This window comes from Pontibacter sp. HSC-14F20, from assembly GCF_019599265.1.
Taxonomy (GTDB): domain Bacteria; phylum Bacteroidota; class Bacteroidia; order Cytophagales; family Hymenobacteraceae; genus Pontibacter.
Genome location: NZ_JAHZTC010000001.1, coordinates 353,173 through 375,315, shown reverse-complemented (window position 1 = coordinate 375,315; position 22,143 = coordinate 353,173). Strand labels below are relative to the sequence as shown.

Genomic DNA, 22,143 nt, shown 5'->3' with positions numbered 1-22,143 from the left:
GCCATGAGCCAGTTTGAGGTAGCCAACGGAATGGCTGCCGATGTGAAGGAAGCATTTGTGAAACGACCCCACATGGTCGACCACGAGATAGGTTTTCTGGGCATGAAAGTATTCACCCCACAGGAAAATGAAAACGAGTTCTGGGTAATGACCACCTGGACCGACGAAATCAGCTACAAGGAATGGTATAAGCAGCATATGAAAGAATCGCATCAAGGTATACCCAAGGGTCTGAAACTGGTACCGGGCAGCCTGAAAGTGCGTTTTTTTGACCTGGTGAGTGACTAAATCGGATTTTTATCGTAGGTAAGGCCAAGACCAAAATCCCTTATACCGATGACTTTCCACTCTACAAGACCCGTCGACGTCCTGTTCGATGCTGCCCGGCGCGGCGACCTAACTCTCCTCAAGCAACTGATTGAAGAAGGCGTTGACGTGAATGAACCGGGTCCGCGCGGTTTCACCCCTCTGATTATCGCGACCTACAATAACCAGCCCGAAGCAGCGCGCATGCTGCTGGAATCCGGCGCCGATGTCAATGCACAGGATTTAGCCGGAAATACTGCCTTGATGGGCCAGTGCTTCAACGGGTACGAAGGTATAGCCGAGCTCCTGCTGGAATACGGTGCCGACCTCGACCTGCAAAACGGTAGTGGCGGCACCGCCCTGATGTTTGCCACCATGTACGGCCGCAATAACATGGTCAGGTTTATGTTGGAACATGGCGCTGATCGTGAAATACGCGACAGCCGAGGGCTCACAGCCAGGCAAATGGCCGCACAGGTTGGCAACGAAGAAGCACTCCAACTTTTTGAAGCTTCCGCAGAAAGTACCACCTGATAAGTCTGACTTATTTTTCGGAAATTGCGGCGACATGTCGTACCCCTTTTCTATACCTGAATTGCCTGAGCTTCCTGTAAAGGAAGCACTCCCCATCCTGCTGCAGGCACTGGCCGGCACAAACCGCGCTGTACTGGAAGCTCCCCCGGGAGCAGGCAAAACTACGCTGGTGCCACTTGCCTTACTACAAGCTGACTGGCTGCAGGGTGGAAAGGTGTTGGTACTGGAGCCCAGAAGACTGGCTACTCGTGCCGCTGCTCAACGTATGGCCGATCTGATGCAGGAGCCATTAGGCCAAACCGTGGGCTATTGGGTACGCATGGAGCATGTCGTCTCGTCACGTACCCGCGTGGAAGTTGTGACAGAAGGTATTCTGACGCGCATGCTGCAAGAAGACCCTGCCCTAGAAGGTATATCCGCTATCCTATTCGATGAGTTTCATGAACGAAGTCTACAGGCCGACCTGGGGCTCGCACTTGCGCTGGATGCTCAAGCCGTGCTACGTCCCGACCTGCGTATCGTGATCATGAGCGCCACCCTCGACGCAACAGGTATAGGCAAGTGGCTGCAGGCCCCGGTCATTCGAAGCGACGGTCGCCTCTACCCTGTCGAAACCCATTACCTGACACCTGCCGAAGTTGCCGCAGCTGGCACCCGATCTGCTGAGCGCCTCCAACAGCTGGTGCCGAAAGCGATCGTAAAAGCATTACGCGAAGAAACAGCCGGGGACATTCTTGTCTTTCTACCTGGTATGGGCGAGATGCGCCGGGTGGCTGATCAGCTGGAAAGCAGATTACCAAGCAATGTAGCACTGCACCTGTTGCACGGCGACCTGGCCCTTAGCCGGCAGATGGCAGCCATTCAGCCCTCTCCCGCCGGTAACCGAAAAATAGTGCTCGCGACCAGCATTGCCGAAACCAGCTTAACTATAGAAGGAGTAAAAATCGTGGTAGATGGTGGGTATGCGCGTGTGCCCCGCTTCCTGCCCCGCACCGGACTCACGACACTCGTTACCACACCTGTATCTAAAGCTGCAGCGGACCAGCGGCGCGGACGTGCCGGTCGATTGGGTCCGGGTATCTGCTACCGGCTCTGGTCCACAGCCGATCAGTTGCAACTGCCGGAGCGGCAGGATCCCGAGATTTGTGAAGCTGACCTTTCTGGTCTGGCTCTAGAACTGGCCTTATGGGGTATTAAAGACGTCACTTCCCTGCAGTGGCTGGACGCACCGCCTGCTGCAGCCCTTTCCCTGTCCCGTGACTTACTCCTGCGTCTGGAAGCAATGGACGCGGCAGGCAATGCTACCACCCACGGCAAAGCAATCGCTTCCATGGGTCTGACACCCCGTTTAGGGCACCTCGTGATCAGGGGGCACGAACTGGGACTGACCGAAACGGCCTGCACACTAGCTGCTTTACTCGCTGAGCGCGACATTATCCGGGCGCAACAGCCCTTTACTACTCCCCTGCCTGACCTGGCGCTGCGACTTGAACTACTGGCAGGAAAGCGCCCTCCTATTCCTGGTTTTGTGCGTGACGAGAATGCTATCCGGCGCGTGCAGGAGCAGGCCCAGCACCTGCGCCAGCGCCTTCGTGCCCCTAAAGGTACGATCGAGCCACATGCAGCTGGTATCCTCACAGCCCTGGCCTACCCGGACCGGTTGGCACAACGGGAAAATACGGGCAAGGTGCGACTGATCACCGGCCAACGCGCTTCACTCCCCACAGAGTTATTTTCCGAAGCAGCCTACTATGGCATCGCGCACCTGGATGCGGGGCAGCACCCACGTATTATGCTCGCAGCGCCGCTCAGCAAAGACGAAGTGCTCGAGCATTTTGAAACACAACTCATACAAACTGAAGAAGTACGCTGGGATAATGCCAGTAACCGGGTACAGGCAAGGCGTATTATTAAACTTGGTGCGTTAGTACTGGAAGAGAAACAAATCCTGCAGCCTGATCCGGAGCAAGTGGCGGCAGCTTTATTACAGGCCCTTCAGGATAAAGGTATAGCACGACTTCCCTGGTCAGATGAAGCAATCCGTACCCGCCAACGGATTACTTTTCTCCACCATATCGCGGCAGATCGATGGCCGGATGTATCGGATCAGGCGTTGGAACTAACCATAGAAGAATGGCTCCTGCCGCAACTGGCGGGCCTGCGCAGTATGGACCAGGTCAGCCGACTCGATTTAAATATGATCCTAGTGTCGTTGCTCAGCTGGGAGCAGCAGCAGGAGCTTGATCAACAGGCCCCTTCTCACCTGCAGGTACCCAGCGGCTCCCGCATTGCACTGGATTATACTGACCCGGAAACACCCGTACTGGCAGTACGCCTGCAGGAAGTGTTCGGTCTGCTGGACACCCCCAAGATTGCAAATGGCAAAGTACCCGTATTGCTGCACCTGCTATCTCCGGCCTCACGCCCCGTACAGGTAACGCGTGACCTGCGCAGTTTCTGGAATTTCGGTTATTTCGAGATAAGAAAAGACCTGAGGGGACGATACCCCAAACATCACTGGCCGGAAGATCCGCTGACAGCTATACCTACCCGCAGCGTGAAACGAAGAAACAGATAAGCAACTCAAAATAGTATCTTATAAATATCATGTTCATACTCTAACTTGTTTAATATATAACATTATCAAGAATATTAAAATATAAACACACTGACTCACAACCTTTTATAAAGCCTATAGCGTACAAATCATTATAATTTTGTCTGCTTTATCTAAAGGCAGATATTGTATTGCAATTAGACTTAACTATAGAACCATGAAAAAGATATTATATGCAGGTTTCGGTGTGCTGTTTGGCACTATGGCTTTGGTAGCCTGCGATAACAACAGAACAGACAATGCAACTGAAAGTGAAGGTGTTGTAGTAGAGAAAGACTCTGTTGCGACAGAATATGAAGTTACTGAAACAGTAGTAGATTATGACACAACAACAAACACCAAAAAGGTAGATGTTGATCGTGATAATAATGATAATAACCTCGACAACAATTAAACAAAAATATTTTCGGGTGAATGTAACCCAGCCTGAAATGCCTCCGTATAAAAGAATGGCTAAAAGTTGAAAAGTTAATTGTTACAGACTAATCTTTTCAATATAGAAGAGCTCCTTTTCGAAGGGGCTCTTCTTTTTTTGCCTTGGGTATACCTCCTGCACTAAATGTCGCATCGCTTGTTTACGTATTTGCTTTGAAAGACACCGGTACCAACGCCTCTCTTTTCCAATTCTTACAAAGAATCCTTAACTTAATAAATAGCTATACCTGAGTGGCGTGTCGGGCGGAACAGGTAGATGAATCTGGTTATGGAAAAATATTTTTAACAATTATGTAACTTCCATTAAAATACTTCCGTATAAAAGGATGGCTAAAAGTTGAAAAGTTAATTGTTAAAAACTACTAATCTTTTCAATAGAGAACAGACTCCTGATGAAGGGGTCTGTTCTTGTTTTATACCTACCCCATAAAAAAAGGAGAGCCTTGTTTAGGACATGGCTCTCCTTTTTTGGCACAAATCATCTTATTATCAGAGTGGGTTCTTTTTCAGTTCCGCCTGAAATTTCTTTAGTTGCGAATCAATCACTTTCTTATCGCCTACTACAACCAAAGTCATGTTTTTAGGACGCATGTACTTCTGGGTAATTTGCTGTACCTGTTGCGGCGTAACGGCGTGAATGTTTTGTACCTGGTTTTCGAGGAATGAATCCGGCAGGCCGTGCAGTCTCAGAAAATTTAGCTGCGACACTATACCGTAAGGCGATGAATTGCGCAAAACGAATAGACCTGCTTCGTAGTTCTTAATACCCTCCAATTCTTCCGGCGCAGGTGCTTCCGTGCTTAAACGGTTAATTTCATAAAGAATTTCATGGAGTGAGTTGCCCGTGTGTTCACTCGTTACATCGGCAACCTGTGCCCAATCCCCCACACGGTAACGGGCTGCCAGCGCACTGGATGGTGAATAGGTATAGCCCTTGTCTTCCCGGATGTTGCGGGTAATGCGTGAGCCAAAAGACCCACCCAAAAGTGAGTTCGTAACCCGCAGAGCCATGTAGTCAGGATGCGACGGATCTACTACAGGCAGACCAAAAACGATGGTGGACTGTGGCGCCCCTGGTCTGTCGATGACGATCATATCACTTTTCGTCACGGGTTTGGCAACGGTGATCTGTGGAGCTGCCCCTTGCCGCCAGTCGTTTAACTGATTAGTAACTGCGTCTTTCATGGCCCCCTGGTCAAACTTACCTGACACGTATACTGTGGTACGATCGGCACCGAACTGCTGCTCATAAAACTGCTGTACCTGTGCCCGGGTAAAACTATCAATCATTTCATCCGTCGGAAAGTCGAGTCCATAGGGGTGGTTCGGGTAAAGCGCTGCCCTGAATTTTGACTGAGCAATAGCGCCCGGTTGCTGGCGCAGTAGATTGTTCTGGCGCTTAAAATCATTTTTTATACGCGCCATCTCGGACTCCGGGAAAGCCGGATTTTTGAGAAGATCAGCCATGATCTCAATTAACTGAGGACCAAACTCTGACAGCGCTGATCCGGAAATAAAAGTCTCGTTCGGACCAACACTCACGGAAACCGAACCTCCTAATCGGGCTACCTCTTCTGCCAACTGACGGGCATTGCGTGTCGCAGTTCCCTCCTGCATCAGGTTGCCCACAATGTCAGCCAGGCCGTTCTGCTGAGCTGTTTCATGCACGTTACCTACCTGCACTACCACGCTCACAATCACCTTCGGTACATCGCCATAAGGCACCAGGACAGCAGACAAGCCGTTGTCGAGGTCAAATTCCTGTTTGGCGGGCAGTTTAAAATCCCGTGGCTGGCCCCCTTCCGGCGGTGTTTGTTTCTGGGCTATGGCCACACCTGCCGACAGGGTCAGGATGGCGCTCATTGTTATTGTGAAGATATTTCTATTCATGGCGTTTAGCTTTTGGCAAGTGGGTTAACAACAAGAACGGTGCGGTTACTCGGTCTCAGGTATTCCTCAATGGTTTTACGGAGTAGCTCAGGGGTCACGTTGCGAAACTCGGACTCCAGTTGGTTGATGCGGGCCGGATCATCGTCGAACAAAGCAAATGTGGCCAGCAAATCCGCTTTACCGAAACCAGATGAGCCGCTTACCTGATCGTAAAGGGAGGAGCGCATTTTCACGATCGCCAGGTCAATCAGTTGCTGGTCTATACCTTCCTGCTGCAGTTTTTGTATCTCTTCGTCCAGCACTTTCATGATATCGTCGGTTTTCACATTCTGATCATGAATCAGGCTGCCCATCCAAAGCATCGGACCATTGTAGTTGAACATATTACCCAGAAAGGCATTGATGCCGCCGTCCACAGAGCCGGTATAACCCCGCTCCTGCACCAGCGCCTGATACAGTCGGCTGTCATTGCCCTGCAGCAGAATCTGGTCAAGCAAGCCCATGGCATAGTATTCCGGGGAGTTGCGTTCCGGCATGTGATAGGCAAAAGCAAGGGCCGGACGGTTGGCTAATTTGTCGTCTTTAGTAAAACGCTGCTCTTTTTCCTGGCGCGGTTCGGTCAGGTCTACTGGTTCCGGCAACTTAACCGAAGGTATAGCACTGAAGTATTGATGCACCCAGTTTTTAGCATCGCCCGTCTCGAAATCGCCTACTATAACCAGAACCGCGTTGTTAGGGGAGTAAAAAGTGTCGAAAAAAGACTTCACGTCCTCCAGGTTGGCAGCGTCAAGATCTTTGAGGTCACCGTAAAAATTGTGCGCATTGTACCAGTTTTTGTTGGCATACTGCGGCATATCCAGCCAAGGGAAGCCGCCGTAAGGCTGGTTGAGCACATTCACTTTCACCTCGTTTTTTACCACGCCCTGTTGGTTAGTCAGGTTTTCCTGAGTAATGTTAAGGCCCTTCATGCGATCAGCCTCGGCCCAAAGCATGGTTTCCAGTTTGTGGGCCGGCACGATCTCAAAATAATTGGTAAAGTCAAAACGAGTGGAGCCGTTCAGGATGCCGCCATTTTTCTGAACCAGCTGAATAAACTCCATCTTGCCCAGGTTATCGGAGCCCTGGAACATCATGTGCTCAAAAAGGTGGGCAAAGCCAGTACGGTCTTTTGGCTCGATCCGGAAGCCGATATTATAATACACGGCGATGGTGGCGATTGGTGCCGTCTTGTCCTGCGACAGCACAACTTTCAGGCCATTGTCCAAGGTATAGTAGTCTACAGGAATCTGATAGGCCGACTCGTTGGCTGGGTTTTCCGTGACTGCCTTCACGTTTTCTGCAGTGGCCGTGGTAGTTTCAGGGGTTTCGGTGGTGATCCGCTGCCCGCAGGCACTCAGGCTGAGCACCAAGGCCAGTGCACCCCACTTCACATAGTTTTGAAAAGGTGTGTGATTCATAATGCGCCAATTTTAAGGTTGAAAATAAGATAAGCCTTAATTCAGAACATAGTACGAGAACAAACTAAATTATATTCTAAAAAATATGTTAAATTTTAAAATAAGATTCCAGCTATATAAAAAGAAAGCCTGAGCATAATATCCTTATGCTCAGGCTTTCAGAAATTATTCAGGTAAAATGACCGCTATTCTGGCAACAAGACCTGGTCTATCACGTGAATGATACCATTTGAAGCAGGTATAGAGGCGAGGATCTTAACACCATTGATTGTTGGCTGATCACCTTCCAGACCTAACTTTACGCGGCCACCGTTTACCTGACCAAGCGTCATATCGTTATCAAAACGCTCAGCAGGAATCACGCCCACGTATACATGGTATTGCAGTATGTTACGCAGATCTTTTCGGCTTTCTGGTTTCAGAAGACCGTCTACAGTGCCGGCGGGCAACTTATCAAAAGCTGCATTGGTAGGCGCAAATACCGTAAAAGGTCCCGCGTTAGTAAGGGCATCTACCAGTCCGGCTGCTTTTACAGCGGCTACCAGCGTGGTATGGTCCTGTGATCCGGCTGCCACTTGCACCACATTCTGCTGCGACTGGTCATCGGAAACTGCAGACTGGCCAACGGCTTGCTCTGATTCTGCTACAGGGGCTACCACTGACGTTTCTGGCTGCGATTCGGTGCTGCATGAGGTCATCAGACCAAAGGCAACCGCTATTAAGGCTACATGTAAACTTTTCATTTTCATTAGGTGGTTTAGTTTGATGCTGTAATATTCCGTAAATTTCAATCACTTAAATATGACAGTGATTAGTCAAAAAGATGATATTGGTTACTATTTGATATGAGAAGCAAAAACGAACTGCGCGAGACTATTTTCCGTCACCTGGATGGTATCGTTACGGCTCCTACGGCCTATAGCCTTCAAAAACATGGTGTGCTGGATTACCTGCTGCAACAGGATGAAGCGTCCCTTGACGAGCTGGTCGCTCAATTTAAGGCCAACGACGGCTACCTGAATGTGGCGCTGCGTGTGCTCTGCTCGCAGGGATGGCTGGAGCAGGACCTCAATAATGCAACTAACCAGGTCACCTTCCGCTTGACTGATCGTGGACGAATAGCTTTCCCTTTGGTATACCTGTATGAGGATGTTGTGAATCTCATGCAAGTGTCGGGCAACTACCACCCACGCAAGTTCGAGAAGGAACCTTACCAGCTTTGGGCACAGGTGGCCGACAGGTATAAAGAAAGGTATAGCCTGAAGATTTCAGAAAATCCGGAAGATCGCAGTGTGCAGGAGCAGGTTCTAAAGCACATCGAAGGCTTGCTGATGGGGCCGACCATCGTGCTGCTGGGCATGAATGGTATGTTTCACAAATACTTTATGGAAAGCCGCTTCAGTCCCGAGGAATTCCACGAAAACCACGATGACTTCCGGAAGATTCTGGATCTGTTTGCCCACCTGGGCTGGTTCCGAAAGGTTCGTGACCAGTATGAGTATACCGACGAAGGCATTTTCTTTGCTAAGCGAGGCAGCGCCTACGGGGTAACGGTATCTTATATTCCGACCTTCCGTCAAATGGATGAACTGCTGTTTGGTAATCCGAACGTACTCTGGAATAAAGCCGAAGGAGCTCCTGAACTGCACGTGGACCGTGAAATGAACGTGTGGGGAAGCGGCGGAGCGCATGCTACCTACTTTAATGTTATTGACGAGATCATCATCGAGCTCTTTAACCGGCCCATACACGAGCAGCCCAAAGGTATACTGGACATGGGTTGCGGAAACGGGGCCTTTCTACAACACATGTTTGAGGTGATCGAGCGGCAGACCGCCCGTGGGAAAATGCTGGACCAGTACCCGCTCTTTCTGGTAGGAGCCGATTACAACCAGGCGGCGCTAAAAGTGACACGGGCTAACCTGATCAAAGCGGACATCTGGGCAAAAGTGATCTGGGGCGATATTGGTCGTCCGGATCTGCTGGCCGAGGACCTGCGTGATAACTACAACATCAACCTGAAGGAACTGCTGAACGTGCGTACCTTCCTCGACCACAACCGCATTTGGGAGCAGCCTGCGCAGCGCACTGAAAATCACCTGAGCAAGTCGACCGGTGCTTTTGCTTTCCGGGGCAAACGCATTCCTAACAACGAAGTAGAAGACAACCTGCTGGAGCACCTTAAAAAATGGACACCCTATGTGGATAAGTTCGGCCTGCTGACCATGGAACTGCATACCATTCCCCCTGCCCTGGCAGCGGCTAATCTGGGCAAAACAGCTGCCACTGCCTACGATGCAACCCATGGATTCTCAGATCAATACATTGTAGAGGTGGAAGTATTCCATAAAGTTGCGGGCGAGGCTGGTCTATACCCTGAGAAAGGCGTCTTCCACCGCTTCCCGGACTCTGACATGGCCACTATCAGCATCAACCTGCTCAAAGGCAGAAATCAGTAAGGCTATCCCTATGTTGACCATCCGAAAAGCCGAACTGAGCGACCTGAAAGGTATAAAAGCGATTGACCAGCTTTTATTCGGGGCCGACAGTTATCCGCTTTTTGTGCTGCGCCAGCTCTATGATATCACCGGCGACTATCTGCTGGTAGCAGAGATAGAAAGCGAAGTGGTGGGCTATATGTTGTCACATCTGGACCATGACAACAAAAAGGGCTGGCTGCTCTCGCTTGGTGTGTTGCCAATGCACCGGGGCAAACGCATCGGAGAGAAACTGATGGCTGCTACCATGGCCACAATGGAAGCCCAGGGTGTTACAAACCTATACCTGACCGTGCACCCTGACAATGCCGCCGGCATCAGCATCTATACCGGTCTTGGTTTCAGCGTGATGGAAGAAGTAGCAGATTACTACCTGGATCAAAGTCCACGGATCTTAATGAGCAGACAAGTGAATCATTAGCTATACCTGGACGCCCCTGGCCAGAAGCCGCTGATTCGACTGCTAAAGTTTTAGCGGACTTTTAATGTAACAGGTAAACTTCGCCCTAATACGGGCTTTCCGAAAATTAAACTGCATTTTTCGCTAATTAGCCTTATTTTAGGGCACTCAAATGGTTTCTGCCTATCAGGATCATTGGTTGAGCATTTTAAAACAATCAATCTAACATGAAAAACACAAAAGACACTGCTAATCTGTCTCAGACTGTGAGAGAGTCGTCTGTCTGGAAAAACCGCCTGAGGCTTTTGCTTTTCGGCGCGGCAACTTTCTGCGCTCTTGAGGCGACAGCCCAGAACGGCGGTAAACCTGCCAGCCAGGCCAAGTTCATCGACAAGTCGAACATGGACTTGAGCGTGAAGCCCGGCAACGATTTCTATACCTACGCCAATGGCGTTTGGCTGAATAATAACCCGGTGCCTGCCAAGGAAACCCGCTGGGGGAGTTTCAACCAGCTGCGCGACTTCAACATCATCGCTGTTCGCACGATCCTGAAAGACGCTGCTGCCAAAACTAGTGCACCGGCCGGTTCGGTAGAACGCCGTGTGGGTGACTTCTATGCCGCCGCCATGGACAGCGCTGCTATCGAGAAGCTCGGCTATACCCCTATCAAATCTGATTTGGAGCGCATCAAAGGTATTCAGGATGTGAACGGTGTGCTACATGAAGTGGCAACGCTGCGCAGCACAGGAGCCGCTGCCCCCATGTTTGGCTTCTATGTTGGACAGGATCGCAAGAACGTAGAGGTAATGATCCCGCAGCTGAGTCAGGGCGGTACTACCCTGCCTGACCGTGACTATTACCTGAAGAACGATGCCCGCAGCACCCGCATTCAGGATGCCTACAAAACCTACATCACAAAGCTCTTCACCCTGACGGGAACAGACGAGGCTGCTGCCAAGAAAAACGCAGAGACCATCTTCAACATTGAGAAGAAAATGGCAGCCGCGCAGATGGCTCGTGTAGAGATGCGTGACCCGCACAAAACCTACAACAAATTTGCCGTAGCCGACTTCAGCAAAACCACTCCGAACATGGACTGGAAGCAACTGATGACGGAACTGAAGGTAACCGGTGAAGACACGATCCTGGTAAACAATCCGAAATTCTTCACGGAGCTAAATGGTATGCTAACTGCTACGCCGGTAGCTGACTGGCAGACTTATCTGCAGTTCAATGTACTCAAGTCAGCAGCACCATACCTGAGTTCTGACTTTGTAGATGCGAACTTCGCGTTCACACAAATACTATCTGGCCAGAAGGTACAAACCCCACGCTGGCAGCGCATGTCGCAGCTGACAGATGGCACTATAGGTGAGCTACTTGGTCAGCTGTATGTAGAGAAACACTTTAAGCCGGAAGCGAAAGCTCGTATGGACGAAATGATCGCTAACCTGATCAAAGCCTACGAGATCCGCATCAAAGGTCTGGACTGGATGTCTGCCGAAACAAAGGACAAGGCTTTAGCTAAACTGGCTACCTTCCGCCCTAAAGTGGGCTACCCTGAAAAGTGGAAAACCTATGATGGACTGGAAATAAACCGCAGTGCCTTCTTCCAGAACGTGCGCAACGCCGGCCAGTGGGGTTACAACGACATGATCAGCCAGCTGGGCAAACCAGTTGACAGAACTAAATGGGGCATGACACCTCCTACCGTGAACGCTTACTACAGCCCGGTGATGAACGAGATCGTGTTCCCGGCTGGTATTCTGCAATTCCCGTTCTTCGACCCGAATGCAGATGATGCGGTGAACTACGGCGGCATTGGTGCTGTTATCGGCCACGAGATCTCCCATGGTTTCGATGACTCTGGCAGCCAGTACGACAAAGACGGTAACCTGCGCAATTGGTGGACCGATACAGACCGCGCCCGTTTCCAGGAAAAAGCTGACCAATTGGTAGCGCAGTACAACGGCTACACCGTGCTGGATTCTATCCACGTGAATGGTAAGCTGACACTGGGTGAAAACATTGGTGACCTGGGTGGCCTGAGCGCTGCTTACGAAGCCTTTAAAATGACCAAGCAAGGCAAGGGCAAAAAGAAAATTGATGGCTTCACGCCGGATCAGCGTTTCTTCCTGGCCTGGGCACAGGTTTGGAGAACGAATATCCTGCCTGAAACTGCTGCTCAACTGATCCTGACAGATTCGCACTCACCAGGTATGTACCGCACAATTGGTGCGCCTGTGAACATGGATGCCTGGTACAAGGCCTTCAATGTGAAGCCAGGTGACAAGCTATACAAATCGCCTGAAGAAAGAATCAGAATCTGGTAATTGGCACTTTGCCTATAAGAAAGCCCTCCCGATCGAGTTATCGGGAGGGCTTTTTGTTTTCTAAGCATCTAACCGGAACCTTAGGCTATACCTCTCCATCAGGTATAGAAGTAAAATCCTTATGTGATGTGCCTTAGCGCCGAGCTTGTCCGGTATACCATACTCAGATAAATTACGGTGGTTAGTTTGAGCAGCAGGTATAGCACTGACAATTTCCAGGGCTATACCTTACCATTTATCGTTTTCTGTAAACCGAGCACCTCACCGGTCCAGGTGCGCACTCTGCGGAGCAGCGCAACATCATCGGCCAGCGACTCTCCATACGACGGAATCATCTGCTTCAACTTCTGTTGCCAGGCTGCTGACTCTATCTTCTCCGGGAAACAGCGGTGTAGCAGGTTGATCATAATGAAAACAGCCGTAGAAGCCCCCGGAGACGCCCCCAGTAGCGCCGCCAGCGATCCATCAGCACCAGCTACGACCTCAGTACCGAATTCCAGCACACCGCCATGTTCCGGGTCCTTTTTAATTACCTGCACCCGCTGCCCGGCCACTTCCAGTTTCCAGTCCTCGCCCCGTGCCTCCGGGTAGTATTGCCGTAGCGCTTCTAACCGCTCATCAGATGACTGCAGCACCTGGTCGATCAGGTATTGCGTGAGTGGGATGTTCTTGACGCCGGCAGATAGCATTGGACGCAGGTTGTTTACTTTGATGGACAATGGTAGATCGAAGAAAGAGCCGTTTTTTAAAAACTTGGTGGTGAAGCCGGCATAGGGCCCAAAGAGCAGTTCGCGCTTGCCATTGATGAAGCGGGTGTCCAGGTGCGGCACTGACATGGGCGGGGAACCTACAGAAGCCTTGCCGTATACCTTTGCCTTGTGCTGCTCAATGACATCCGGGTTGATGCATTTGAGCCACTGGCCGCTTACCGGGAAGCCGCCAAAACCTTCCCCTTCAGGTATACCTGACTTCAGTAGTAAGGGTAAAGAGCCACCACCTGCCCCAATAAAAACAAAATTTCCGTTTACCCTGTGCTTGTCTCTTGATTCCCGATGTCGAACACGAATGCTCCAACTGTTGTCAGTTCGCTGCTTTAGTTTGCGGACTTCGTAGCCGAAGTACAGGTTTACTCCTTCCATTTTGCCCAGTCGCTCAAACATGGAGCGGGTCAGTGCCCCAAAATTTACATCTGTACCCAGGTCCATGCGGGTAGCCGCCACTTTCTCGAGCGGGTCGCGTCCTTCCATCACCAGCGGTATCCAGCGCTTCAGATCATCCACGTCTTCTGTATACTCCATACCTTCAAAAAGATGGCAGGAAGTGAGGGCGGCGTGGCGCTTCCGGAGGTAGTTAACATTATCATCACCCCACACAAAACTCATGTGCGGAATACCATTGATAAAATTACCTGGAAGGTCGATCATGTTTTTCTGTATGAGGTAGGACCAGAACTGACGCGATATTTCAAACGATTCGGAAATACTGACTGCTTTGGTGATATCGATACTGCCGTCGGCTTTCTCCGGGGTATAGTTTAGCTCACAGAAAGCAGCATGACCTGTTCCGGCATTGTTCCAGGCATCCGAGCTTTCGGCCGCTGCAACATCAAGTCTTTCGAGCACCGTGATCCGCAAATCGGGCTGTAGCTCCTTTAACATCATACCCAGCGTAGCGCTCATTATTCCAGCACCAATCAGTACAACATCCGCCTCCGAAATATCAGGCAATCTACGTTCCGTTTTCATAAAAATTCCAGCTTAGTGATTAGAAAGTATACTACGTAGCAAGTTGTAACGGGTATGCTGGCCTGAAAATATTTGGCTTTGCTGGAGAATTGTTCTGATGGCCAAAACTTGCTGGTATGGGGTGAACAGCCGGATTTTGCCAGTAAATGAAATAGTGCCGACTGGTTAAGTGAACAGCCCATATCAAATTATAAATTACTTGAACTCAAATACTTATATTGCGGTTGCTAATGCATTGAACTATACTGCCGCGCTACTTATACCTACTGACAGGACTCCTGTCTAATGAAACAAATGATGAATATGAGCACCAATATTTCAAAAAATCTATTGCCTCAGCAGGCTGGTTTTAAATCATCTTATTCACCCACTACCGAGCATGAAACTGACATCCTTTCCGTAAGTTTTTGTCCGGAACACAAGTTGCTCTGCGCCAGATGGAACCGCTTTACTACCTCTGCTGAACTAAGGCAGTCAATACGTTTGCTGGCCCGTGCTACAGCCATTCTCAAAGCAGAACTTTTGCTGGTTGAAATACCTGCCGAATACAATGTAACAGCAGAGGACCAACTATGGGCGAAAAAATTCATGTACGAAGCACTGCAGTATACCTCGATCCGGCGGGTGGCCCGTGTGGTGCCAAGCGAGATGAATACTATGATGCGACAGACCCTGCTCACCTTGGGGGAAATGCCTTACGAGGCTAGTTTATTTAATAACCGGGAAGAAGGATTGCGCTGGCTGCTGCGCGACAACGACAAGGCGATCGTCAACGAAGAATTTATCCGTATACCCCTTCATTTTAACCTGAAGCTTCTACGCGCCGGTTTGAAAGCCAAAGGCCATGCCACTGTACCGGTTGCTCCTGCACAGCAGGGTAATCCCACCAGTTTACCGGAGCCTCTTCCGGATCTGATCACCATCGAAACAGATTTTGTGTCGATATTGCTGGATAAGGCGAAAAGCGTGATGCACATTCGCTGGAAGAAGGCGCCTCAAAGCCGACAGTACCGCTACGGAATGCTGAAGGCGGGACGCGCCCTTGTAGCGCATCGCCTGGAGCGCTTGTTGCTCAATAACCAGCGCCTCGGGGTGCTCACGCTCGAAGACCAGGGTTGGCTAATTACTACATCGCAGCAAATACTTCCCAAAATGAATCTAAAAAAGCTGGCGGTGATCACCTCAGCTGATGCTCTGCAGCAAATGAGCAGCGAAAATATTGGCAAGAAGCTGAAGCAGGCCGCCATAGACCATCAGGCACAATACTTTTTGGCAGAAGAGGACGCATTGGAATGGTTGGAGCAAGCATAAGTTCTTTTGCTTAGCTCAGGCTTCTTTCTGGATGTCGGTTTGTATAGTTTGCCTTACCGGTTGCGAGGTCTGTTCTGGAATCTGAACTCACTGTATTAGGAATAGCCTGCTGCTATACCTGAAGCTTTCGTCCAAAATCGACAGAAAACAAAGCCTTTCACTAATTCACAGTGAAAGGCTTTTTAGTTTCAGAAAGAGTTCAAGTTTTATAAGAAGAACTGTCAGGTGCTGTTTTATGAAGATGAAATTTACAGCGTAGCAGGTTTTGGAAACAGGATATCCATACGCCAGAAAAAATAAATAAAATGCGGCCTGGTTGCGTTATAAACCATGGCGATTGCCAAAACCGGACGTCCTGAAGAGTTTATTTACCGTATGGTCTCTGGAAAATAGGCCAAGGTATGGCGTGGTTATTGCCTGCCTTTTGGCTGCAGCTGCCGCAGCAGTTGTGCAAAACTAACCTTATATGAAGCGTTTGCTCGTAAAGCTAATAAAATTAATCACTTACGGTCTCCTTGTACCTGTTCTCACTTTTCTAGGAACACAGTTTCGTCTCTTTTTCAAGAGCCAGAAACCCAAATTCACAGCCGCATACTGGCAGCAGAAAGGGCAAGCAATGCGTCAGTTTAACCCCCTGAAGCCTCGAATGTCAGACGTGCGCGCCATCCTGCGCTTCACACTGAAAGGCGTACTCTTTTTGTTGCTGGCCTTCACGATTTTCTACCTGGCGGTGTTTACAGGTATAGTAGGCGGTGCCGTGCCGTCTCGTGCCCAACTGAAGGCGATCCAGAATAACACGGCCTCTGAGGTTTATTCCGCTGACAGGGTGCTGCTGGGACGCTATTATATACAGGACCGCACCAACATTCGCTACGACGACATAGCGCCGGTTGCCATCGATGCCCTGGTTGCGACTGAGGATGTGCGCTTTTATGAGCATAGTGGCGTGGATGCCAGAAGCCTGGTACGCGTGTTTGTCAAAACATTGGTGATGGGCCAGGAAAGTGCCGGCGGGGGCAGTACCCTGAGCCAGCAATTGGCCAAGAACCTCTTCCCACGTAAAGGCCGCCGTATCTGGGAAATGCCTATCAACAAGATGCGCGAGATCATCATCGCCCGCAAACTTGAAAGCATCTACTCAAAGCAGGAACTGCTGGAGCTATACCTGAATACGGTGCCCATGGGAGGTAATCTCTACGGCATTGAGCGTTCTTCCCGTAGGTTTTTCAATACAACTGCCGACTCGCTTAAGACAGAGCAGGCCGCCGTGCTGATTGGTATGCTGAAAGCGACTACCAGCTATAACCCTCGCCTGCACCCGGAGCGCTCACTGCAACGTCGTAATGTGGTACTCAGCCAGATGGCCAGGTATAATTATCTGACGCCACAACAAGCTGACTCTCTGAAAAAAATACCACTTAAGCTAAACTATCGCTATATCACGCATAACGACGGGGTGGCTCCTTATTTCCGGGAGCAGCTGAGGCAGGAACTCGTGCAGTGGGCCGCTACGCAGCGCAAGCAAAACGGTCAGCCCTACAACCTGTACACAGACGGTCTGAAGATATACACCACTATTGACTCACGTATGCAGCGGCATGCCGAGCAGGCAGTGCGCAAAAAAATGGCCCAGCTCCAGCAGAAGTTTGATGTACACTGGAAAGGCCGTATACCTTGGGGCTCCGATGCGTCGGTTATCCAACTGGCCATGCAGCGCTCTGAGCGCTATAAGAAACTAAAAACAGGCGGCGCAGACGAAACTGAGATTCTGGAAAACTTCCGGCAGCCTGTCAACATGCAGGTATTTAACTGGAAAGGCAGCACCACCAAACCTATGACGCCAATGGACTCACTGCAATATTACCAGCGCTTCCTGAATACGGGACTGCTGTCGATGGAGCCTGCCACCGGCTACGTGCGCGCCTGGGTGGGCGGTATCAACCACCATGCTTTTAAATATGACCACGTGCGATCCCGGCGCCAGGTGGGCTCTACGTTCAAGCCTTTTGTATATGCAGCTGCGTTGGAGAAAGGTATAAAGCCCTGCGATTATTTCCCGAATGAACTCACCACCTACCCGGAATATGAGGACTGGTCACCCCGGAACTCCAACGGACAATATGGCGGAGAATATACCATGCGTGGCGCACTGGCGCAATCTGTGAACACCATATCCGCGCACCTGATCCTGGAGACGGGCGTGGACCGCACGGTGGCACTGGCCAAGCGCATGGGTATACAGCAGGACCTGCCACGAGTGCCTTCCCTAGCTTTAGGCACAGCTGACCTGTCGCTGCTGGAAATGGTGAGTGCTTATTCGGCTTTTGCGAATGGCGGGTATAAAACTGCGCCTATCTACATTAAGCGCATCGAAGACCGGCAAAGCCGCGTGATCCACCAGCACCGCAGCGGCAGCGGTACCAAACGGGTACTATCGCGCGACAACGCGGCTGTTATGCTGCACCTGCTACAAGGGGTGGTGGAAGAAGGCAGTGCTGCCCGACTGCGGACAGAGTATGGTCTGCGCATGGATATTGCCGGCAAAACGGGTACTTCACAGGAGCACGCCGATGGCTGGTTTATCGGCATCACCCCGGAACTGGTGACGGGCGTGTGGGTTGGAGCTGAAAGTCCAAAGGTCAGGTTTAGAACAATCAGTGAGGGACAGGGCTCCCGCACGGCCATGCCAGTGTGGGGCGAGTACATGCGTCGTGTAGCGCAAGACAAGGACTTTGCCAGCTTGCGAATCGGTCGTTTTGCTCCCTTGCCTTCTCATTTACAAGGTATGCTGAACTGCCCTTCTTACCGGGAGGGACCACCAGAACAGGAAAATATTTTTGACCGCCTTGCCGAGCAGGTGGTCAAAACCTACGAAGACTGGAAAAACCAGGCAAAGAGCAATCGCGAAAGAAAAAAGGAAGAAAAAAGGCGCAAGCAGGAAGAGAAAAAGAATCGCAGAATCCGATGGTTCTAATCCAGGTATAGCGCCTATACCTGAAACAATTTGTGTTGCTCCGGCTATCGGGAGAAGCAGGTATGGTGGCTCCATTCTAATGAAAACAAATACCTCAGAACTATGCGTACTCCGTTCGGCTACAGTCACGCGAACAATCGGGTTGACAGTGTAGGGTTATGACGCTATAAATTTAAGTCAACTGCTCTACCTCGGGTTGCTCTCAGTTCATGGCTTATACCTGAACGGATGGACTATACCTGAACGGATGGACTATACCTGCCAGGTATCGCTACGAAACAGATTGTCTTCAGATTTTTAACGTATACTGCGTGAAATAAGCAAATCGGATGAAACTGCTGATAATTGAAGACGAGCAAGCCCTGAATGCCTCCATGGTTTCCTACCTGCAAGCGGGTGGCTATACCTGCGATACTGCACTCAACTACCACGACGGCTCGCGCATGCTGGCCGACCAGCATTATACCTGCGTGCTGGTAGACCTCACTTTGCCGGGCGGCAATGGGCTGGACCTTGTGAGGCTACTTAAGAAAAACAATCCGGATACGGGTATCATCATTATCTCAGCAAAAAACGCCCTCGACGACAAAATAACCGGTTTAGAGTTGGGCGCAGACGATTACCTAACTAAACCTTTCCATTTATCAGAACTCAATGCCCGGCTGCGCTCGGTTATCCGACGCAGGAATTTCAACGGACACAAAGTGATCAAGGTCGGAAACCTGGAAGTGTTCCCGGAGTCTGCGGAGGCCCAGGTGCAGGGGCGCAAGCTCACTCTGACCAAGAAAGAGTATGATCTGCTGCTCTACTTTGTCACCAACAAAAACAGGGTGCTGACCAAAGATTCCATTGCCGAACATTTGTGGGGAGACCACATCGAAACCCTCGATTCACTCGATTTTGTATACACCCATATCAAAAACCTGCGCCGCAAATTGGTAGAAGCCGGTGGTGAGGACCCAATCACGACGGTGTACGGGATGGGCTATAAATTCAGTTTCTGATGCGTATTCTCACCAAGACGAGTCTGTATTATCTTCTGGTTTCCGTTATCGTTTTTTTTCTGGGCGGTCTGAGCTTTTACAAGATCCTCCAGACTGAGATCTATGATGAAGTAGATGACCAGCTCTTTACTGACAAAGAGAACATCATCGAATACATCAGGAGTCATAATGCGCTGCCCAGCGTAACCTCAGGTATTTCAGAAGCTATCATTGTCAGGGAAACCAGCGCCCACATCGGCGCCCTGGAGGCCTTGTCGGACACGCTGATCTTCAGCACTTATGATGAAGAATATGTACCCTTCCGGAAACTCACTTTTACCACCTACCAGGACGGAAAGCCTTTTGAGTACACCATCCTAAAATCGCTGATGGATTTTGAAGACCTGTTTGAGAGCACGATGCTGGCCATGGCCTGGATCTTTGTGTTGCTGCTTGTCGGGCTGGGCGGGGTCAACTACTTTATCAACAAGTATAACTGGCGCAATTTCTACGATACGCTCGGGCGGGCCAAGCGCTACAGCCTCACGCAACGAAAACCGCTGCTCCTCAAACCCTCCAACACCCAGGAGTTCCAGGAGCTTAACGAGGTGCTGCAGGCCATGACTGACAAAATCCACAGCGACTACCTCAACCTGAAGGAGTTCACCGAAAACGCCTCGCACGAAATCCAGACCCCGCTGGCTATTGTGAGCAGCAAACTGGAGCTCTTCATGCAATCCGATAACCTGACGCGGACGCAGGCGGCCATGCTAGAGGAAATGCATGCCTCTATCAACCGGCTGTCACGACTCAACCGCTCCCTGATTCTGCTGACGCGTATTGAAAACCGGGAATTCTCCGAAAATGAGATCATCCCGCTGCACGAACTGCTGCAGGAGCAGCTTGATCAGCTGCACGAAATGATGCTGATGCACGACATTCAGGTAAAGATTGAAGCGATGCAGCCTGTTTTTGTAGAGATGAACACTGGTTTGTGCGAGATTCTCATTTCCAACCTGCTGCTTAATGCCATCCGGCACAACAGCACAGGCGGTATTATTCGGGTCAGCTTGAAGGAAGACGAGCTTTGCATCAAAAATTCCGGAGAACTATTGCAGGAGGAGCCGGTGAGTTTGTTTGAACGCTTCCGGAGCGGTAATAAACTTTCGGGGTCGCTGGGCATTGGCCTGGCACTGGTGAGCAAGATCAGCGAACTTTACCAACTCAAGCCGTCCTATACCTATGAAGAGGGTTTGCATGTGCTTCGGCTGAAGTTTGAGAAAAAAATTTCATGAAATCGCATTTCTTCAGAATTGCTTCAAATTCGGTCGGTATACCTTAATAGACACACAAACGAAAGAAGAAGCACACTATGAAACATACTTTTTTTTGGGCGATGGCGCTCATGGCCGGCACTTCCCTGAGCAGCTGCGATCAAAACTGGTCCGCCCGAAACATACCTGACACTGTGCAAATGAAATTTGCGGAGAGCTACCCCACCATCAAGCAAGTAGACTGGGATCGGGTGGACAGCCTGTACGAAGCCGAGTTCAAGATAAGTGGTCGGGAGCGAAAAGCACTTTTCCGGGAGGACGGCATCTTGCTGAGCTATACCGAAGAGATCGAGGAACAATATCTTCCGAAAACAGTCACTGATCAGCTCCAACAGGAATTTAAGCAATTCAATATAGATGAAGTGCACCGTGTGCAGGAAGGCAACATAACCAGCTTTCTGGTTGAGCTGCAAAAAGGAAGCCGGGCGGTATGGCTGCGATACAGCGAAACAGGTGAGCTGCTGGAAAGCTCTGCAAATTTAAATGCTGAAACTAAGAAACAATCTGCCTCGCTCCTGCCCCTGACCAGCAACGAAGCACCAATCGATGATCTGGGCATGCCCGACTCCCGTTGGGAACTTCCGCCAGTTTTGCGCGAAGTATCAGGTATAGCTATACTGTCGGATGGCACCATGGCCTGCGTGCAGGATGAACAAGGAAAGATTTTCGTATATGACCTCGGGCAGAAATCGATCGTGCAGGAAATTCCATTTGCAGGACCGGGCGACTACGAAGGTATAGCAATAGCTGGCGAAAATGCCTATATCGTGCGCAGCGACGGTACCCTCTTTGAAATAGCCGGATTCAGGAAAGAGAAACCAGCTATCAAGGTATACGAGTCCACTTTTCCGGAAACGATCAACATAGAAGGGCTTGCCTACGACCAGGAGCAAAACCAACTGCTGCTTGCTCCCAAGGGGCACGACCCGAAACTGCAGATGCAGAAGGCCATTTACGCCTTTTCACTTGACTCCAAAAAATTCCTGGCAGAGCCTTACACCAACATTTCACTGGAACAGGTGCAGCCGACGATGAAAGGTAAGAAAAAGAAATCCAGGTATGATGTACTGCAGCCTTCTTCACTCGAAAAGCACCCTAAGAACGATGCGCTATACCTGCTCGACGCGGTCAATAACCGGCTGTATAAGATGACAAAAGATGGAAAGCTCACACAAACCCTGGAGCTCGACGAGTCGCAACTCCGGCAGGCAGAGGGCCTGACCTTTGATCAGGATGGCACCATGTACATCGCCAGCGAAGGATCCAAGAAAGGAAAAGGAGTCATACTGAAATACACAAACGGCATCAACTAAAACAAATCGCCCG

At 50.3% G+C, this 22,143-nt stretch carries 16 protein-coding genes; 12 read left to right on the top strand and 4 right to left on the bottom strand.

Annotated features, from left to right (window positions below; genetic code table 11):
• Window positions 1-3: 3 nt before the first annotated feature.
• The 4 genes from K3G39_RS01665 (at window position 4) to K3G39_RS01650 (ending at window position 3,851) form a co-directional block, all read left to right on the top strand.
• Window positions 4-288, top strand: a complete 285-nt coding sequence (locus tag K3G39_RS01665) for an antibiotic biosynthesis monooxygenase (protein WP_255593741.1) — start codon at window positions 4-6, stop codon at window positions 286-288.
• Window positions 289-336: 48 nt separating this feature from the next.
• Window positions 337-840: an ankyrin repeat domain-containing protein gene (locus K3G39_RS01660; protein WP_220624417.1), complete on the top strand. Its 504-nt coding sequence runs from the start codon at window positions 337-339 to the stop codon at window positions 838-840.
• Window positions 841-874: 34 nt separating this feature from the next.
• The gene (gene hrpB, locus K3G39_RS01655) at window positions 875-3,418 is read left to right on the top strand and encodes an ATP-dependent helicase HrpB (protein ID WP_220624416.1); all 2,544 of its coding nucleotides are present in this window, start codon (window positions 875-877) and stop codon (window positions 3,416-3,418) included.
• A gap of 196 nt (window positions 3,419-3,614) precedes the next feature.
• Window positions 3,615-3,851: a hypothetical protein gene (locus K3G39_RS01650; protein WP_255593737.1), complete on the top strand. Its 237-nt coding sequence runs from the start codon at window positions 3,615-3,617 to the stop codon at window positions 3,849-3,851.
• A gap of 530 nt (window positions 3,852-4,381) precedes the next feature.
• Here K3G39_RS01650 and K3G39_RS01645 read toward each other — a convergent pair.
• The 3 genes from K3G39_RS01645 to K3G39_RS01635 all read right to left on the bottom strand — a co-directional run bounded on the left by K3G39_RS01645 (window position 4,382) and on the right by K3G39_RS01635 (window position 7,982).
• Entirely contained in the window at window positions 4,382-5,782 is a 1,401-nt protein-coding gene (locus K3G39_RS01645) for a pitrilysin family protein (RefSeq protein WP_220624415.1), read from the bottom strand.
• A 5-nt stretch (window positions 5,783-5,787) separates the two neighbouring features.
• Window positions 5,788-7,239 carry a pitrilysin family protein gene (locus tag K3G39_RS01640; protein ID WP_220624414.1) on the bottom strand — a complete coding sequence of 484 codons (1,452 nt, stop codon included), beginning with the start codon at window positions 7,237-7,239 and terminating at the stop codon, window positions 5,788-5,790.
• Window positions 7,240-7,424: 185 nt separating this feature from the next.
• Window positions 7,425-7,982: a fasciclin domain-containing protein gene (locus K3G39_RS01635; RefSeq protein ID WP_220624413.1), complete on the bottom strand. Its 558-nt coding sequence runs from the start codon at window positions 7,980-7,982 to the stop codon at window positions 7,425-7,427.
• Between the two features lie 102 nt (window positions 7,983-8,084).
• Here K3G39_RS01635 and K3G39_RS01630 point away from each other — a divergent pair, with 102 nt between their 5' ends.
• The 3 genes from K3G39_RS01630 to K3G39_RS01620 all read left to right on the top strand — a co-directional run bounded on the left by K3G39_RS01630 (window position 8,085) and on the right by K3G39_RS01620 (window position 12,470).
• Window positions 8,085-9,698, top strand: coding sequence for a transcriptional regulator (locus tag K3G39_RS01630; protein ID WP_220624412.1), 1,614 nt, complete (start codon window positions 8,085-8,087; stop codon window positions 9,696-9,698).
• A 10-nt stretch (window positions 9,699-9,708) separates the two neighbouring features.
• Complete coding sequence (locus K3G39_RS01625) at window positions 9,709-10,158, top strand: N-acetyltransferase (protein ID WP_220624411.1); 450 nt, start codon at window positions 9,709-9,711, stop codon at window positions 10,156-10,158.
• A 380-nt stretch (window positions 10,159-10,538) separates the two neighbouring features.
• A complete protein-coding gene (locus K3G39_RS01620) occupies window positions 10,539-12,470 on the top strand; it encodes a M13 family metallopeptidase (protein ID WP_220624611.1) in 1,932 nt (643 codons plus the stop codon).
• A gap of 221 nt (window positions 12,471-12,691) precedes the next feature.
• Here the strand turns inward: K3G39_RS01620 and K3G39_RS01615 are convergent, their stop codons facing one another.
• A complete protein-coding gene (locus K3G39_RS01615; RefSeq protein ID WP_220624410.1) occupies window positions 12,692-14,215 on the bottom strand; it encodes a malate:quinone oxidoreductase in 1,524 nt (507 codons plus the stop codon).
• Window positions 14,216-14,518: 303 nt separating this feature from the next.
• On the opposite strand from K3G39_RS01615, the gene K3G39_RS01610 reads away from it, so the two are divergent.
• The 5 genes from K3G39_RS01610 to K3G39_RS01590 all read left to right on the top strand — a co-directional run bounded on the left by K3G39_RS01610 (window position 14,519) and on the right by K3G39_RS01590 (window position 22,130).
• On the top strand, window positions 14,519-15,526 hold the full coding sequence (locus tag K3G39_RS01610) for a hypothetical protein (protein WP_220624409.1): 1,008 nt from the start codon (window positions 14,519-14,521) through the stop codon (window positions 15,524-15,526).
• A 646-nt stretch (window positions 15,527-16,172) separates the two neighbouring features.
• Window positions 16,173-18,500, top strand: coding sequence for a penicillin-binding protein 1A (locus K3G39_RS01605; RefSeq protein WP_255593734.1), 2,328 nt, complete (start codon window positions 16,173-16,175; stop codon window positions 18,498-18,500).
• A gap of 329 nt (window positions 18,501-18,829) precedes the next feature.
• Window positions 18,830-19,504, top strand: coding sequence for a response regulator transcription factor (locus K3G39_RS01600; RefSeq protein WP_220624407.1), 675 nt, complete (start codon window positions 18,830-18,832; stop codon window positions 19,502-19,504).
• Entirely contained in the window at window positions 19,504-20,778 is a 1,275-nt protein-coding gene (locus tag K3G39_RS01595) for a HAMP domain-containing sensor histidine kinase (RefSeq protein WP_220624406.1), read from the top strand. The genes K3G39_RS01600 and K3G39_RS01595 overlap by 1 nt, the downstream gene beginning before the upstream one ends.
• Window positions 20,779-20,855: 77 nt before the next feature.
• Window positions 20,856-22,130, top strand: a complete 1,275-nt coding sequence (locus K3G39_RS01590; protein WP_255593733.1) for an SdiA-regulated domain-containing protein — start codon at window positions 20,856-20,858, stop codon at window positions 22,128-22,130.
• The last annotated feature ends 13 nt before the right edge of the window (window positions 22,131-22,143 follow it).

What these genes read in the sequence shown, in the direction of transcription:
- K3G39_RS01665 (WP_255593741.1), top strand. Translation starts at nt 4, where the DNA reads ATGAGCCAGTTTGAGGTAGCCAACGGAATGGCTGCCGATGTGAAGGAA.
- K3G39_RS01660 (WP_220624417.1), top strand. Translation starts at nt 337, where the DNA reads ATGACTTTCCACTCTACAAGACCCGTCGACGTCCTGTTCGATGCTGCC.
- hrpB (WP_220624416.1), top strand. Translation starts at nt 875, where the DNA reads ATGTCGTACCCCTTTTCTATACCTGAATTGCCTGAGCTTCCTGTAAAG.
- K3G39_RS01650 (WP_255593737.1), top strand. Translation starts at nt 3,615, where the DNA reads ATGAAAAAGATATTATATGCAGGTTTCGGTGTGCTGTTTGGCACTATG.
- K3G39_RS01645 (WP_220624415.1), bottom strand. Translation starts at nt 5,782, where the DNA reads ATGAATAGAAATATCTTCACAATAACAATGAGCGCCATCCTGACCCTG.
- K3G39_RS01640 (WP_220624414.1), bottom strand. Translation starts at nt 7,239, where the DNA reads ATGAATCACACACCTTTTCAAAACTATGTGAAGTGGGGTGCACTGGCC.
- K3G39_RS01635 (WP_220624413.1), bottom strand. Translation starts at nt 7,982, where the DNA reads ATGAAAAGTTTACATGTAGCCTTAATAGCGGTTGCCTTTGGTCTGATG.
- K3G39_RS01630 (WP_220624412.1), top strand. Translation starts at nt 8,085, where the DNA reads ATGAGAAGCAAAAACGAACTGCGCGAGACTATTTTCCGTCACCTGGAT.
- K3G39_RS01625 (WP_220624411.1), top strand. Translation starts at nt 9,709, where the DNA reads ATGTTGACCATCCGAAAAGCCGAACTGAGCGACCTGAAAGGTATAAAA.
- K3G39_RS01620 (WP_220624611.1), top strand. Translation starts at nt 10,539, where the DNA reads ATGGACTTGAGCGTGAAGCCCGGCAACGATTTCTATACCTACGCCAAT.
- K3G39_RS01615 (WP_220624410.1), bottom strand. Translation starts at nt 14,215, where the DNA reads ATGAAAACGGAACGTAGATTGCCTGATATTTCGGAGGCGGATGTTGTA.
- K3G39_RS01610 (WP_220624409.1), top strand. Translation starts at nt 14,519, where the DNA reads ATGAGCACCAATATTTCAAAAAATCTATTGCCTCAGCAGGCTGGTTTT.
- K3G39_RS01605 (WP_255593734.1), top strand. Translation starts at nt 16,173, where the DNA reads ATGTCAGACGTGCGCGCCATCCTGCGCTTCACACTGAAAGGCGTACTC.
- K3G39_RS01600 (WP_220624407.1), top strand. Translation starts at nt 18,830, where the DNA reads ATGAAACTGCTGATAATTGAAGACGAGCAAGCCCTGAATGCCTCCATG.
- K3G39_RS01595 (WP_220624406.1), top strand. Translation starts at nt 19,504, where the DNA reads ATGCGTATTCTCACCAAGACGAGTCTGTATTATCTTCTGGTTTCCGTT.
- K3G39_RS01590 (WP_255593733.1), top strand. Translation starts at nt 20,856, where the DNA reads ATGAAACATACTTTTTTTTGGGCGATGGCGCTCATGGCCGGCACTTCC.